This window comes from Sanyastnella coralliicola (assembly GCF_030845195.1).
Taxonomy (GTDB): Bacteria; Bacteroidota; Bacteroidia; order Flavobacteriales_D; family Sanyastnellaceae; genus Sanyastnella; species Sanyastnella coralliicola.
Genome location: NZ_CP132543.1, coordinates 1,073,001 through 1,089,234 on the forward strand (window position 1 = coordinate 1,073,001; position 16,234 = coordinate 1,089,234).

General features: G+C 47.2%; 10 protein-coding genes. 5 read left to right on the forward strand and 5 right to left on the reverse strand.

The genetic code is table 11. The annotated features are described in order from the left end of the window. Positions 1-16: 16 nt before the first annotated feature. The 4 genes from RA156_RS04570 to ribA all read left to right on the forward strand — a co-directional run bounded on the left by RA156_RS04570 (position 17) and on the right by ribA (position 5,847). Positions 17-2,143, forward strand: a complete 2,127-nt coding sequence (locus RA156_RS04570; RefSeq protein WP_306643207.1) for a beta-glucosidase family protein — start codon at positions 17-19, stop codon at positions 2,141-2,143. Continuing rightward, positions 2,140-3,912 (forward strand): family 16 glycosylhydrolase, encoded by a 1,773-nt coding sequence (locus tag RA156_RS04575; RefSeq protein WP_306643209.1) that lies wholly within the window; start codon positions 2,140-2,142, stop codon positions 3,910-3,912. Before RA156_RS04570 ends, RA156_RS04575 begins: the two co-directional genes overlap by 4 nt. Next, the gene (locus RA156_RS04580) at positions 3,909-5,174 is read left to right on the forward strand and encodes a glycoside hydrolase family 2 TIM barrel-domain containing protein (RefSeq protein WP_306643210.1); all 1,266 of its coding nucleotides are present in this window, start codon (positions 3,909-3,911) and stop codon (positions 5,172-5,174) included. Before RA156_RS04575 ends, RA156_RS04580 begins: the two co-directional genes overlap by 4 nt. A gap of 85 nt (positions 5,175-5,259) precedes the next feature. Beyond that, entirely contained in the window at positions 5,260-5,847 is a 588-nt protein-coding gene (gene ribA / locus RA156_RS04585; RefSeq protein ID WP_306643212.1) for a GTP cyclohydrolase II, read from the forward strand. Here ribA and RA156_RS04590 read toward each other — a convergent pair whose 3' ends face one another. The 4 genes from RA156_RS04590 to RA156_RS04605 all read right to left on the reverse strand — a co-directional run bounded on the left by RA156_RS04590 (position 5,848) and on the right by RA156_RS04605 (position 10,729). Next, a complete protein-coding gene (locus tag RA156_RS04590) occupies positions 5,848-6,750 on the reverse strand; it encodes a histone deacetylase family protein (protein ID WP_306643213.1) in 903 nt (300 codons plus the stop codon). 45 nt (positions 6,751-6,795) lie between these two features. Then, positions 6,796-8,643 carry a DUF8695 domain-containing protein gene (locus RA156_RS04595; RefSeq protein WP_306643214.1) on the reverse strand — a complete coding sequence of 616 codons (1,848 nt, stop codon included), beginning with the start codon at positions 8,641-8,643 and terminating at the stop codon, positions 6,796-6,798. Next, the gene (locus RA156_RS04600; RefSeq protein ID WP_306643215.1) at positions 8,640-9,104 is read right to left on the reverse strand and encodes a hypothetical protein; all 465 of its coding nucleotides are present in this window, start codon (positions 9,102-9,104) and stop codon (positions 8,640-8,642) included. The genes RA156_RS04595 and RA156_RS04600 overlap by 4 nt, the downstream gene beginning before the upstream one ends. Positions 9,105-9,181: 77 nt before the next feature. Beyond that, positions 9,182-10,729 (reverse strand): DUF819 family protein, encoded by a 1,548-nt coding sequence (locus RA156_RS04605; RefSeq protein WP_306643217.1) that lies wholly within the window; start codon positions 10,727-10,729, stop codon positions 9,182-9,184. A 124-nt stretch (positions 10,730-10,853) separates the two neighbouring features. On the opposite strand from RA156_RS04605, the gene RA156_RS04610 reads away from it, so the two are divergent. Further along, positions 10,854-11,861, forward strand: coding sequence for an SRPBCC family protein (locus tag RA156_RS04610; protein ID WP_306643219.1), 1,008 nt, complete (start codon positions 10,854-10,856; stop codon positions 11,859-11,861). Positions 11,862-11,956: 95 nt separating this feature from the next. On the opposite strand, the gene RA156_RS04615 is transcribed toward RA156_RS04610, so the two are convergent. Further along, positions 11,957-16,081 carry a M43 family zinc metalloprotease gene (locus tag RA156_RS04615; RefSeq protein ID WP_306643220.1) on the reverse strand — a complete coding sequence of 1,375 codons (4,125 nt, stop codon included), beginning with the start codon at positions 16,079-16,081 and terminating at the stop codon, positions 11,957-11,959. Positions 16,082-16,234: the final 153 nt, after the last annotated feature.

The window sequence follows — 16,234 nt, forward strand, 5'->3', positions numbered from 1 at the left end:
GAAGGAAAATTCCCAAGTGGAGGAGTTACTCTCTAAGATGACCTTGGAGGAAAAGGTGGGTCAAATGACTCAGCTTACCCTTGATATGATCTTGGAAGGTGAGCCTTACGCTTCTGTGGAACCGCATCATATTGATGAGCCTAGTCTGCAAGAAGTGATCGTTGACTTGAACGTCGGATCCATCTTGAACTGCGGTGGTCACAGCTACCCAAGAGAGTTTTGGTTAGATCTTATGACACGCATCCAAGACAAAGCCAAAGAGACACCGAATCAAATTCCTGTCTTGTACGGTATTGATGCGATTCACGGAGTAACATACACTGACAACAGCACGCTGATTCCACAACAAATCGGTTTGGCGTGTACATGGGATACTTCCATGGTGAAGTCGCTATCTGAAACAGCTGCTTATGAAGTTCGCGCGTCAGGAATTCCTTGGAATTTCTCACCTGTGCTTGACATTGCGCGTGACCCTCGTTGGCCTCGTTTCTGGGAGACTTTCGGAGAAGACGTGAAGCTGGTAACTGATATGGGATCTGCCATGGTTGACGGTTACCAAGGTTCTGGTGATGAGATAGACTCTGTACACGTAGCTGCTTGTCTCAAGCACTTCTTGGGGTACAGCGTTACCCTTTCTGGTAAGGATCGTACGCAGGCTTGGGTGCCTGAACGTCAATTGCGCGAGTACTTCCTTCCAGGTTTCGAAGAAGCGATTGAGCGCGGTGCGAAAACCATCATGGTGAACTCAGGAGAAATGAACGGCATTCCGGTGCACGTGAACCCAGCCATCCTGACTGACCTTTTGCGCAATGAGCTTGGGTTTGAAGGTATGGTAGTGACTGATTGGGAAGACATCAAATACCTCGTTTCTCGTCACAAGGTGGCGGCTACTTATAAGGAAGCAATCAAAATGGCGGTTGACGCAGGTATCGATATGTCAATGGTCCCAACAGATCTTGAATTCCCTGTGCTTTTGAAAGAGTTGGTAGAAGAAGGAGAGATTTCAGAAGCGCGTATTGACGAGTCTGTGCGCCGCATTCTTCAATTGAAGTTTGATCTTGGTCTGTTTGACGCAAAGGTGCCTTCTCTTGATGATTATCCTGATTTCGCTAGCGCGGAAGCGCGTGCAAGTGCTTTGGAAGCAGCTCGTGCATCTATCGTGATGCTCAAGAATGAAAACGTTTTACCACTAAATGGTGGAGAACGTCTTCTTGTGGTTGGTGACAACGCAAACTCATTGAACGTATTAAACGGTGGATGGACACGTACGTGGCAAGGAGTAGATCCGCAGTACAACACACCAGACATGCCATCATTCCTCGAAGAAGTACAGTCTAGATTTGCTAGCGTTACCTACATGACGAATGACCAATTCTTGGCTTCACGAGGAGTGAGCGCAGATCACGTAATCGCATTCTTAGGTGAAACACCTTACACGGAAACACCAGGTGATATTGAAGACCTCGATCTTCCTGAAAATCAGATAGAAGTGATTGGTAAACTAGGAGAATTGAGCGTTCCTACGTCATTGATCCTCTCTGAAGGACGTCCACGCACGTTTGGAGAACTTCCTGAGGGAATTGATGCTTTTATTTTAGCGATGTTGCCTGGAGATCAGGGGGGTAGAGCATTAGTAGATGTATTATTAGGTGAACACAACCCTGGAGGGCACCTACCATTTACCTACCCAAGATATCCTTCAGCGCATACTACGTACGACCACAAATACACGGATATGATGCACATCGATTTCTCTACGAATGCAGTGAATCCACTGTACGAGTTTGGGGATGGATTGTCATACACAACATTTGAAATGAGCGACCTGAGCTTATCTGCTGATACCTTAGGTGCCAAAGGAACATTAGACGTTTCTGTAGTCATCAAGAATACAGGAGATCTAGCGGGATCAGACGTTATTCAGGTTTACGTAAGCGATAGCGTAGCAACGATTACACCAAGTGTGAAGCGACTACGTGCTTACCGCAAAGTGGAACTTGATGCGGGAGCTAGCCAGGAAGTGCAGTTCTCCATCCCTGTTCAAGACTTTGCTTTTGTTGGAATCGACAACGACTGGGTAGTTGAACCAGGAGTATTTGGGGTTGTGATTGGAGATATGAAAGAAACACTGATTGTAAAATGAGACTTTTAGGAGTAGTTGGTTTATTGGCACTCACCCTGTCGCTTAATGCGCAGTGCGAGCAATTGGTTTGGTCAGACGAATTTGATGGATCTACATTAGATCTTTCAACTTGGGGATTCGACCTAGGAGATGGTTGTCCTAACCTTTGTGGCTGGGGGAATAACGAGCTCCAGTTCTACACGAATGAAGATGAGAATGTGTTCTTGTCTGATGGAAACCTTCACATTCGTGCCAATTTTGAAGCAGGGGGAGATCCTGAATGGACTTCAGCGCGCATCGTTACACGTGATCTTCAAACGTTCAAGTCTGGACGTATCGAAGCACGTATCCAGATGCCAGAAGGACAAGGGTTTTGGCCTGCGTTCTGGCTACTTCCAGAAACTCGTGAATATGGCGGATGGCCGCTATCAGGAGAGATTGATGTGACGGAGGTAATTGGGAACGATGTGTTCACCAACCACGGTACACTTCACTACGGACCTAAATGGCCGAACAACCAATTGACCGGAGCGACAGTGAGTGTTCCTCAGTCATTGGCTGATGGATTCCATACATACGCTATTGAGTGGGAACACGACGAGATTCGCTGGTACCTGGATGGCCAGTTGTTCAGCGTGAAAACACCTGAAGACCAAGGAACATTCCCTTGGCGATTTGATCAAGACTTCCACATCATTCTCAACCTTGCTGTTGGTGGTTGGTTCCCAGGATTCCCTGATGAGACTACCCCTGCTCAGGCAGATTTGATCGTAGACTACGTACGTGTTTACCACCTACCGGAGATGGCCATTATAACTGGTCGTCCTTATTCTTTCCTAGGTGATGAGGTGCCATACAACACGAAAGCGGTTGATGGAATGGAATACCAGTGGAGCACAGACGGTGGAACCATCGTTTCAGGCGGTAACTCAGCAGACGTAGTTGTGAGCTGGGATTTCCCTGGAGTTCACGATCTAAACCTGACAATTGGTTCAGGCGAGTGTCAATCAACAATCACGAAATCAATCCGAGTAGGGAATGAGTGTGAATTGGTGATGTCTGACAATGAAACGCATTACGGAGTGCACTGGTCAGCGGCTACAGGAGCAGTTTCTCTGGACCCACTGCCTTCACCAAACGAAGTGAATGGTAGTTCTGTTTCTACCCGTTGGACGAGAGAAGGAACGACAGGAGACTTCGTACGATTTACGATTGATGGGATTACAGATGCAACACCTATTGCTGAAGGAGAACGCACCCTTGCTCTGAAAACATTCACGAACGCACCTGCGGGTACGACACTTGAGTTGAGACTAATGAATGAAGAGCAGTCAGGAGGTTCTGTTTTCGGTGGAAGCTACATCACACTCCAAGGACAAACCACTGTTTCCTACGAATGGGAACAGGTTTATTTCACGGTGACAAGTGCACCGAACCCAACTGTAGATCCTACGGAGATCAATCAGTTGCAAATGCGCATGTTGAGCGCTCAACCCCTCGGATACCTAATCCATACAGATGATCCTACCTTGATCGCTGTGGATTGTGTGCCTGTAGGAGTTGCTGAATTCAAGGAAATCGAAGGCACCCTGGCCTTGGTTGAAAATACAATAACATTATCGAATTCATCAGCCGACTTTATGGAGGTGTATGATGCCGGAGGAAGACTAATTGGTACTACAGCGGTCGCTGAACGCAGCGCAACTGTTGAGGTTTTCGCCCCTGGTGTTTACATCGTCCATCTAGTCGCTGTTGATGGAGTTCGTACCCAAAAGCTGATCAAACCATGAAGAAGTTTCTGATCATCCTAGCGGCAGTTTTATCCGCTGGAGCAATACACGCTCAAGGACCGACAAAGACTGAAAAACGTCTGATCAATGGTCAATGGGAGATTCTTAAAGATGGCGAACCGTTCTACATCAAAGGAGCCGGTGGCCATGTACATATGGATGTTGTTGTAGAATGCGGTGGGAACTCGATCCGAACATGGGGTCTTGATAACGCCAAAGCTATCCTAGATGAGGCTCATGAACATGGCTTGACTGTGTTGCTCGGCCTTTGGCTGGCGCACGAACGCCATGGCTTCGATTACAGTGATGAATGGGCAGTTCAAGATCAGTTGAACGGATTCCGTCAAGCGGTGCGTGAGTTTAAAGATCACCCAGCCCTGTTGATGTGGGGTGTAGGTAACGAAGTTGACCTTTTTTATTCAGATATCAACGTGTGGGATGCAACCGAACAGATTGCAGCCATGATTCACGAAGAAGATCCGAACCACCTCACGTGCTGTGTTACAGCTGGAATTGATGTAGCAGAAGTTCAGCTCATCAAGGAGCGTGCTCCTAGCATTGATGTACTTGGTGTGAACACGTATGGTGGAATTGATGGACTGAAATACGATATTGAGCTATTCGGTTGGGATGGCCCGTACATGGTGACAGAGTGGGGACCAACAGGACACTGGGAAGTTCAGAAGACGACTTGGGGTGCGCCAATCGAGCAAACTTCCACTGAGAAGGCATCTTCATACTACCAACGTTACCAAAGCGGTATTAAAGAAGACCGTGGTAGCTGCGTTGGATCTTACGTTTTCCTTTGGGGACAAAAGCAGGAAACGACGCCAACTTGGTACGGTGTATTCCTTGAAGACGGAAGCAAAACAGAGGCTATTGATGTGCTTTACCAGCACTGGAATGGGATGGATCCGAACAACTTTGCCCCGAGCATTACGGAGTTCAAGGTCAATGGTAAAACTCGATTCGAAAGCGTCAACGTCGAAACAGGTGATAACATGGACCTAACGCTCGTGACGAAGGATAAGGAGAACGATAAGCTCTCTATCAAGCTGGAGATCATTCCTGAAAGTACAAACACGAAAGCCGGAGGTGACTACGAGGAGCGTCCTGAAAGCCTGTTTACGAATACTTTCTCAGAGGGAACGGAGTTTTCAGTTCCGGCGCCATCTGACCCGGGAGCATACCGTTTGTTCGTGTATATCCACGATGAAGGAGGGAAGGCCGCTACGGCTAACTTCCCATTTCTTGTTAAGTAGGATTTCGCTAGCGCGGAAAAGCGATTCGGAAAGCTGTACCTTTGCCCAACGAACAAAATCCTCTTTTTGAGGTTCTTTTAGTCGAATGAGAAAGCTCGCAGAGACCCGTATGCCTACATCATCAGGCGAATTCCGAATGATGGTGTATGAAAGTGAATTTCCAGATTTCCCTCACACTGTGCTGATGAAGCCAACTGATAATCAGGAGGTTTTCAACGTGCGCATCCACTCGGAGTGTATGACAGGTGATGTCTTTGGATCATCGCGTTGTGATTGTGGTCAACAGCTACAATACGCTATGCGTCACTTCGGAGAGAATGGGGGAATCTTGATTTACCTCCGTCAAGAGGGAAGAGGAATCGGGTTAGTCAACAAAGTTAAAGCCTACAATCTCCAAGACAAAGGAATGGATACCATTGAAGCCAACTTAGCTCTTGGCTTCCATGCAGATGATCGTGATTATGCACCAGCGATTCAGATTTTGAATGACTTGGGTGTGAAGAGGATCAACCTCTTCACGAATAATCCGGAAAAGGTCAGCTCATTCAAAAACACTGAAATCGAAGTGGTTTCTCGTCAGCCAGTGGAGATTGATCCGGGTGAAGAGAATGCGTCGTACTTGAAGACGAAGCAAGACAACATGGGGCACATGTTCTCGCGCATCAAGCTTTAATTAGAAGTAGATCTCCTGAGCCAAGCGAAAAGTATTCGCGTGAGCCTCTACAATCAGTCGTATATCTTTTGAGTATCCGCCTCCCATGGCGCAAATAACAGGCACGTCGTTTTCATGACATCGTTCCAAAACAATCCTGTCTCGCTCTCTGCAGCCATCAATGGTCATCCCTAGACGTCCCAATTGATCGCTTTCGAGTACATCAACACCCGTTTGGAAACAGATAAGATCTGGTTCAACCATATCGAATAATCGAGGAAGGGTTTCTTTCAGAATTGATAAGTAGTGATTGTCGTCGGTGCCGTCTGGTAAAGGGATATCCAGATCACTTTTCTCCTTGTGCATTGGATAGTTCTTTGCACCATGCATGGAAAAGGTAAAAACAGATTCATCTTTTTCAAAGATCTCTGCAGAACCATTGCCTTGATGTACGTCCAGATCAACAAATAGAACGCGTTTTGCCTTTCCTTGAAGCAAAGCGTTCCGCGCGGCTAGCGCTAAATCATTCAAAAGACAGAAGCCCTCACCATGATCGGTATAGGCGTGGTGTGTGCCTCCAGCAATGTTCATGGCTATGCCATGCTCAAAAGCATGATCAACACAGTCAACCGTACCCTGCATGATGCGAATTTCACGCTCTACCAACTGCTGACTTAGCGGGAATCCTGTACGACGCTCCTCTTTTCGGCTCAAGCGTTGTTCCTTGAGCTTCAGCCAATACTCTTCATCATGAACGCGAAGAATCGAAGCTTCATCAAGCAGGGAAGGGGCGAATAAATTGGATTCGGAAATAGTGCCTTCATGGATGAGCTGCTCAGGAAGGAGCTCGTACTTCTCCATAGGAAAGCGGTGTCCATCAGGAAGGGGGTGTGCGTAAGAAGGGTGCCAGGCGATCTTGAGCATTGGGTGCAATTGACAACTGAATGACAAGTTGCAAAGCTACCTTGTTCACTGCGGTTTTTTAACCAGTCGTTGCTGAGCTATTGACTGCTCTGCAGTGGAAACATCTAAGATGTAGCTTCCAGAGGCCATATTCGAGAAGTCAAGCTGCAATTGATTGACACCTTCGGTCAAGTCATAACTGCCAAACCAAACTGGGCGACCATTCAAATCCATGAGTGAAATCAAGACTACTTGCTCGTATTTCATCTTGATATCCATTCTGAACCGACCTTTTCCAGGGTTTGGATAGAGGGCCAGGATATCGGCATCAGCCTCATGCGTGAGGGCAATCATGGGTGAATATTCGTTTTCACCGTTGAAGTCGAATTGGTGTAGTCTATAATAAGCGGTTCCAAACGGACGTGTGCGATCGTTGTAGATGTAGCTGGTCTGCTCTTGAGTAGTTCCTTGACCTAGTATTTCTCCGATGACTTCCCAGTTGAAGCCGTCGGTAGAACGTTCAATCTCGAAGTGTGAGTTATTTAGCTCTGTTGCTGTGGTCCAACGAAGTTCGTTTCGGTCTGGATAAACCGTACCGTCAAACTCAGTCAATTCAACAGGGAGGAAAGCGAATGAGCAATCCAGAGTTACTCCTGTCAGGTCCCAATCGAATGAATAGGCTGTGTTATCCGCAGTATAGTTGTCGATGAGCATGACATAGTACATATTCAATTCGGTCTCAGCTACGGTAATGGCCTCAACCCATGCGTCACCGCTTGGTGGTTCTGTGGTATCTCCTGCACCAATCACCAAACCTGTAGGCTCGTATAGAGCGGAATATGAACAACGGAGTGGAGCTTCTGAGGGTGGACAAACGATTTCGTCAGCGGGGTAAGGCCCCCAGATGGCGAAGTCGTAGTCAATGCCTCCGGTTGGTACTAAGGTGAACTCAATGGTCCCAGAGGTAACCGGTGAAAAGACAAACCACTGCGATTGATGCTCATAGGTCAAACAATCGTTGTTCGTAGCATTGAGATCTTGGTAATCACCATAGTCATCTGCGTTTCCACCGAATGTTTCATCAGTACATATGGTTACGGAACCTCCACAATCTTGGTGAAGCGTTGAGAAGTAGGGTTCACAAGTCACTTCGAGTTCGAAGTCTCCGGTGGCCCCGCCATATCCTTGCACAAGAATAAAGTAGTCAACGCCTTCAAGTGTCGCGATGGATATTTGTGATTGGGTATCGCATGAATCATCATTCCCCATTTCACAGACTAAGTTGTCGCATTCATCACTGTACAGGTTGATCTTCGTGTCGTAGTCAGATTCACATAAACTGAAAGTGACAAAGTCGCCCGTACCTTCGAAGTAATACCAAAGTCCTGGTGCGCCGATGCTTGTCCAGCATCCGCTCACGTAATCCCAAGTGGCTGTATCAGTGTTTCCGTTCACAACGTCGCCACAAGCGATGGTCTCTGCTCCTGAGCAATCATCGTTGGCTGGGGGAGGATCTCCCACGCCTTCCCATGTTACATATAGGTTGGCGCCACAACCATAATAGTCGTCACAACCATATTCATCGATCAGTACCCAAATAGTGCCGTTGAGTGTTGAAGTCCATGACAGTTCTGATTGCCAGCTGCATGCGTCATCATTATAGTCAATGTAGTTACCGTCTTCATCGTAGAGGGTGATAACGGTATCCCAACTTCCACCACAAGTGCTGAAAGTGTAGGTCTCACCTGAGACAACATCTACGGTGTAGTACTCACCACCCCATACACAGTAGGCAACAGATGTAGAGCCTGCTGAAGATGGAGTAGCATCAGCGTAATACACGTTGTCATTGTCACATTGAGCCCATGACCAAGATGCACAAAGAGATAATATGGCAATCAGCGCTGCTCTCATTCAATAATGATCTCGTACGAGGCTGCCGCTCCGTTCAATTTGTCTTGGGGAATCGATTCGTATTCTTTTTGGGTCATGAAAATGACCGGACCAGTGCCAGAACGAAGTTCAGGGTGTGCTGCAAGCCAACGTTCGCGAACTGATCTCAACGTGAAGTCTTTTGGGTATGGACTTCCATCAGGAAGCGGACCCGCCAAGGCAATGAACCATCCCTTCTTCTCTAGAGATCTGAGCATTTGTGTCATGTCCAAACCACCTTCAGAGGTGACGGAAATTTCTTTGCTTTTAGCAGTATAGTGACAAGTGAGTGTGCGCACGGTCATCGAGCGCATGTCGTCAAAAAGAACTTTGGCATTCGCCTCGCTAAAGGCGCCAACAGGACGTAGCAAGAAGTTAGCGCGGTCTTGTGCGTTCATGCACAACGCGCCACAAATAAGTAGGGTGGTTATAAGTGTTCGCATCAGGGTGTTTTGCCTCCATATACGAAAGGACACCCTCAGGGTTTCAGGAGCTTACGTTTCCTGTTGTCAGCGCTTTCTTACAAGTAGATAGAGTGCATTAACTCCATACATAGAATCGCTGCTACGGTTCCTACTGCATAACCTAATACTGCCAGTAGTACACCAACCGGTGCAAGGGCAGGAGAGAAGGCCGAAGCAACAATAGGAGCAGAGGCCGCTCCGCCAACGTTAGCTTGAGAACCTACAGCTACAAAGAAGAATGGCGCTTTGATAATCTTGGCAACCACCAATAATACAGTGATGTGCACAAGCATCCAGAGAATTCCGATCAAAATAACAGCGCAGTATTTTGTCCAGTTATCGATCAGCTCAATGATGTTCATTTTCATTCCGATCGTCGCCACCAATACATACAATAGGATTGAGCCAATGCGTGATGCACCCGCTCCCTCGTAATTGCGGGCTTTGGTGAACGAGAGAATGATTCCCACGATAGTGGAAATAATAATGATCCAGAAGAACTTACTACCCAAAGAGCTCAAGTAAACCACAATGGAATCAGGATCACTCGCCTTAATCTCATTGAAATAAGACTCTAGACCTGGACCGGCCCAGCCGGCCCAAGCATGCGCAATAGCAACGCCACCGAAGGCAAAAGCGAGAATGATTGAAATGTCTGTGAAGGTTGGCACTCGGGAAATGCTAGCTTGATAGTCTTCCACTTTTTTCTTTAGTGCTTCAATAGCCGAATTATCCGCCTTGAGACGACGATCAAGGGCAATAGACATACCCGCTCCGATGAGCAAGAACGCCATCCAGATATTCGCTACGAAGACGTCAACGATCACCATTGCTGAGAACTGAGTATCCGGAGTATCGCTGATCTCTTTCAGTGCTGTTTGGTTTGCACCCCCACCAATCCATGAACCTGCGAGGGTGGAAAGACCACGCCAGAATTCGCTATTCATATTGGTCATGGTCGCATGCGCCGGAATGGTCGGAAGGTAAGTGGTGTCTTGTGATTCGACTTGGATAGCTACGAAACCAGCCACAGCAGTGTATGAGTCTGTTGCTTCGCTGTATGACGAGCTGTAAAGACTATCCACTTGAATCTTAATTTCTTCCGCGTTAGCGTTAGTCCAGATAAAAATGTCACCCTGTGTAATCGTATTGCCCGAGGTGAGATTAATTCGGTCATAATTCTCTTTCGAAATCACCATCTCATTCTGCACCTCAGCTTGGAGGATATTCCCGTCAATCTTTGAAACGAGCCAAAGAGCTACAGGTCCACCAATAACGATACCGATGGTAGCTGTGAAGAACATAATTACCGCCTTCGAACCAAGATTCACAATGGCCTTGAGGTCAATGCTCAGGCAAAGGAGAACCAAACTGGCTGGAAGTAAGTAGCGAGATGCCACGTAGTATAACTCTGATTGTGTGCTATCTACTAAGCCGAATGAGTTGTAAAAGGCTGGAATAAAGTAACATAGCAAAAGTGATGGAATGTACTTGTAGAAAGCCTTGGTACTTGGATGGTTCGAAGTGTAGAAAATCAAAGCCAAGGTTGCGAGCAGCAAACCAAGTACAATAGCGTCATTCGTAATGATAGCGGAAAAGATCATCGAGCTTGTTTTGGTGTGGCAATATAACGAAGCATGTGCACTTGTAGGAATCAAGTGACTAGCCTACCATTATTTAGGCGATTTCGTTTAACTTGGCAGCACCTTACAAACCAAAATCAACGTCATGAAATTTCTAAAAGCACTATTGCTCATCGTAGGGCTTTTGTTTGGAGTGTACGCTATCCTGTGTGCGCTTGGACCAAGCTCTTTCGACACATCACAAACTACGGTGATCGACGCATCACCATCTAGCATTTACGCAGAGATCTCTGATTTCAAACAATGGCCAAATTGGAGCCCTTGGGAAGGAATCGACGAAACCATGGTGACTACTTACGACGGTGCAGACGCCGGAGTAGGAGCACAGATGAACTGGACTTCAGCTAAAGCCGGAAACGGTGGGATGGAAATCATCGAAGCTGTAGAAAACACCAGCATCAAAAATACATTGAGCTTCGCTGACGCGGAAGGAAATTCTATGGGTGCTGGTCACACCAACTGGACACTCAAAGAAGTAGAAGGTGGAACAGAAGTAACATGGGATATGGTTGGATTCGACCTACCATTCCTTATCCGTGGTATGATTATGATTGGTGGACAATCTGTCGAGGAAGATTACAAGAAAGGGCTAGCCCAGCTAAAGACCTACGTAGAGTCTAAGCCTAAATTCGCTCCAATGTCAGAGGAGATGTCTGACGTATGGGTGATTTCTGTTCAGCGCGACAACGTCACTGAAGAAGATCTTGCCAATGGCGCAGTTCACGGACCAGCTTACGGCATGATTGCTACGTTCATGGCAGAAAGTGAAATGGCTCAAGCAGGAATGCCAATCTGTATCTCTCGTCGTTACGAAGACGGAGTGATGGACCTTTCAATGTCAATCCCTGTCGCGGATAGCGTTGAAGTACCAGAAGGTATGATCATGGAGAAGATTCCAGGAGGAAAATGTTTGTCTACGATCCACAAAGGACCTTACGAAGGCATTGCTTCAACTTGGGAGATGATGGAAGCATACATGAAAGAGAACCCTCAAGAGATGCGGTACTTCCCTTACGAAGTATACGTGAACGATCCCTCTACTGTAGCACCTGAAGACATCGAGACTAAGATCGTCTATCCAGTAGAAGGTTAATCCACCTACAGCATAAATAGGTAAAGCGAAAAGCCCGCTCTCCGAGGAGACGCGGGCTTTTCTAATTGACCAAGTAAATTGGTCTCCACCCTATATCATTTAATAATCAACTTCTCTTCAAAGACTTGGTCATGGAGACGGATCTGCAGGAAGTAAATTCCGGCAGAGAGTTTCTCGTTGAAGTGGTAGGTAAGCTCCCTCGCGGGAGTGTTATTAGATAGTGTGTTGTTTTCAATGAGCTTACCACTTCCATCGTAAACTCCGAGTTCTATTACGGGTGAACCTCCAGGAAGGTTCCGGAAAAAGACAGAAATTTTTTCTCCGTTACTTGGATTAGGCCATACAACCATGGATAGGTCGCCATTTCCGTGCTCCAACATACTATTATCATTACCATACATGAGGGCACAAGTGCTTCCCCATGCACTCCATAGCTCGCCTATCATCGTGCGAACTTGAATGTCATATGTGATTCCTTCAGTCAATCCACTTACCTCTGTCAGCGTCAACTGATTGAGGAAGCTTTCGAAGATGATCTCTTCGTTATCTGAGACGAATTTCCATTCATACATCTCTGCGCCTGTAACGTACTCAGCTGAAATAATGCTTCCAACTAAAATGTTACCCAGCGAACAATCGCTTTCTGTGATCGCAGTGTGTGGAATTTCTTCCGCCATGTTGATCGGACAAGAAGCTCCCCATTCAGACCATACTTCAGCTTCATTCATGACACGTACGCTCACGTCAACGCTCATGGCGTATCCAAGGTTGGTCACGTTGCTTAGTTCGAAATGTGGGTTGTTTCCTGTGGTGTATTCTTCGGTGAAGATGCCTGCTGCAACATTGATGAATCTCCAGTTATACATTGATGCACCTGCTACTGGGTCACAACTAATGGTGTTGTCCAATGTCAGATCAAAAGCATCACACGATTGATTGTCAAGCTGAGTCGCTTCTGGAGCGTCCAAACAGTCATAAGGAATGGTCACCTCCGAATTCAAGCTACATCCATTGTCGTCAAATACTTGAACCGTGTAGATTCCAGCCGCTGCATTATCAAGTAAGTTGCCTGTGCTTCCGTTTGACCAAAGAATTTCAAGGTCGCCGGTTCCTCCCATTGGGTTGATGATAGCGCTACCGTTGTTTCCTTCACATGTTTCCATCGTGACCATCAAAGCGCTTCCGCTGATGGCTGACGGTTCGACTATTGTCAGATCTTCTGAAGTTTGACAGCCGCGGCTATCTTCTACATCAATGACTAGGGCACCTGCTTCAAGGTGTTCTGCTACCGGACCTGTCTGGTCGTCAGACCATAGGTAGTTGTATGGCCCCGTTCCTCCAATGGCCGTGGCTGTCGCTGAACCATCGCTCAAACCGTGACATGATATGTCAGATTTGAATACCGACACTTCTAGTACTTCAGGTTCTTCTAAAGTGAATTCTGCGTAACCGTCACATCCTTCATCGTCCGTAACAGTAATAGAGTAGGTACCAGGACCTCGTCCGCTGATGCCTGTCCAGCTGTGGCCAGTGCTCCAAGCGTAAGTGTAGTTTCCTGTTCCTCCAGATACTTCGACTACGGCAGCACCGTCAGTCATTCCGTTACAAGAGATTTCTGTTACGGTAAGGTTGACGTTCAAGCTAGCTGAAGCAGTGATTTCAAAGTTATCTTCTTGAGCACATCCGTTGGCGTCAGTGATGGTAACGTCATAGTCACCTTCGTTCAGACCTTCGGTGTTTTCGTCTGAATCACCGTTACTCCAAGAGATGCTGTAAGGAGCGGTCCCACCTGAAGGATTTACAACTGCCGTACCAAGTGCCCCATCACATGAAATGTCATTGTCGATGAGGTTTACTTCAAGCACTTGTGGTTCCTGAATAGAAGTGTTTGCCGTTGCTTCACAGCCATTATCGTCTGTAACAGTCACAGCATATACTCCTTGACCTAGTCCGTTAATCGCGCTTGATTGAGCACCTGTGCTCCATTCATAGGAAAGGCTTCCGCTTCCTCCTGAGGCGAGGGCCTCTGCGATTCCGTCATCATCACCGTTACAGGTGATGTCGACCTTGTTGATGTTCACGAAAATCTGTGCTGGTGTATCCAAATCCGCTTCCGCGATAGCGCTACAGCCATTGGCATCAGTAATCGTCACGGAGTAAGAACCACCATTCAAGGCACTAATCGAAGTTCCTGAATGACCGGTACTCCAATCATAAGTGAAAGGACCATCACCAGAGACATTCGTGCTGATAGAACCATCGTTGGTGTTGAAACAAGAAGGTTCAATCAAGGTCAATGAGATGTCTGGACCATCACCTACAGAAACAAGTCCGTTAAGTGTATGGGCATCTGAACCTGCAGCGTTTGACACCGTTAGACTGACGTTGTAGGTTCCAGGTGAATCGTATGAAATGTTCGACGGGTTTTGCGCAGTTGAACTTGAAGGACTTCCTCCTGGGAAGCTCCAAGACCAAGACGTTGGTGAACCCGAGCTTGTGTCAAAGAAGTTAGCGTAAACCACCCCACAACCATCGTTGTTGGTCGCGTTGAAGCTGGCAACTGGTGGCTCTTCAACCACCACATCTTCGATACAGAATGGGTGTTCTATCTCGAGACCGAAGTCATCACCACCAGAGAGCAGTTCGTTTCCTTCAGCATCAAACATGACGTATGAACCTTGAGTAAAGCCCATTCCGTCACCATAGGTATCAAACATCCAAAGCGAGTAACAGCCTCCTGAAATACAGATGTTTTCAGTGAATGTAGTTCCTTGCTGATTGTTCACGTACGGACCACCTTCGGCAACGGTGTTGCCACCTTCGTCAAGCACGGCCCAAGTGGTTTCCGATCCGAAGAAGTCAACGGTCACTTCAAGGGTAACGCCGCCAGCATCTGAGATACTGAAGTCGCTGGTTGATTCGTTGTTCCCGCTGTTTTCGTCGTTCCCGTTGTTCGGATCATCAGACCAAGCAGCGAACACGTGATCGCCCACACCGGCAGTCATGGAACCTAGCGTCACTTCTACAGATGCTCCTGAGGCAAGTGAACCAGTCCAATCATAAGTGAAGGCCGTTCCGTTATCGATGCTGTAGTTGATTTCGCAACTCGTCAGCTCAGTGCTACCGAAGTTGGTCAAGAATACCACTGGTTCGATGGATGGTGAACAACTGCTCCCCACAGGATTGGCAATCGCAGTAACTCCAGCATCTAAGGCAGATACCGGAACACATCCAAATGAATCAAGCAATGAGACGCGGTCAGCAAGCAAGGTGTTGCGCATGCGTTCTTTTTGTCCAGCACTAAACATGTTACGGCAGCTTTCTGACGTGTAATCCATGTAGTTCTCTACTTGTTGCGTGCCGCTACAGGCCGGACTATTACAACTACCTCCAAGCGGTGTTGGAGGAGTATCACAAACGCGATCACCTTGCGTGCTGCAGCTGATCTCAGGTTCACAATCGGTAGTGTTATGGAAAGTATGGTACAACCCTAGGTAGTGTCCTACCTCATGGGTAAATGTTCTATTCAAAGCAGTGTTCGGCTTGATGTTACCGGTCGTTCCGAAGGCATTGTGTAAGACCACAATTCCATCACGAACACTGTTGATTGGGAAATAAGCAAAGCCCTGAATTCCATTCAAAGCATCGTTATCTTCAATTTCATTCACGACCCAAACGTTCATGTAATCTTCACGAGGCCAAACAGAAAGTTCCTTCACTGTTTCTTCATCTGCTCCGCTGGCTCCAGTGGCTTGAATCCCCTCTTCAGCGTAGTCAGCAACAACAGAAGCGTCTACACGGTTGATCCCTGTGGTAGAGTTACCGTCAGGATCACGACTCGCAAGACAAAACTCAATGCCAACATCCACACCATCACCGTCTCCGTTGGATCCAGCAATTTTGCGGAAGTCTTCATTCAGCGCCGTCATGGCACTCATAATCTGTTCCTCGGAAATGTTACTCCCTTGACCAATCGCTTCACCTTCATGAAGAATGTGAATCACAACAGGGATTGTGTAGATCTCATCATTACGTGACGGGTCGGGATTATTATGCATCTGAAGCAGACGTTGCTCCAACGCAAAGAAAGATCGGTGATACACAGGATCCTGCTCCAACATTTCTTCGTGAAGCCCCTGTGAACCACAATCAAGTTGATCGTCTTGGGCGTAAGTCCCCCAAACAACCAAACAGCATAGGGTGGCGAGAATTGATCGCATGTTCATTGTTTTCAAGCCTTGCGGATTTGCATTCTCTTACTGGGAGCGAGGGGGAAAGGTTACGTAGGAGGAATCGGATAATGGGATTGTGGACCGTGGACTGTGGACTGTGGACCGGAGGTGACTTGTGATGGAAGGTCTATGGAAAGTGGT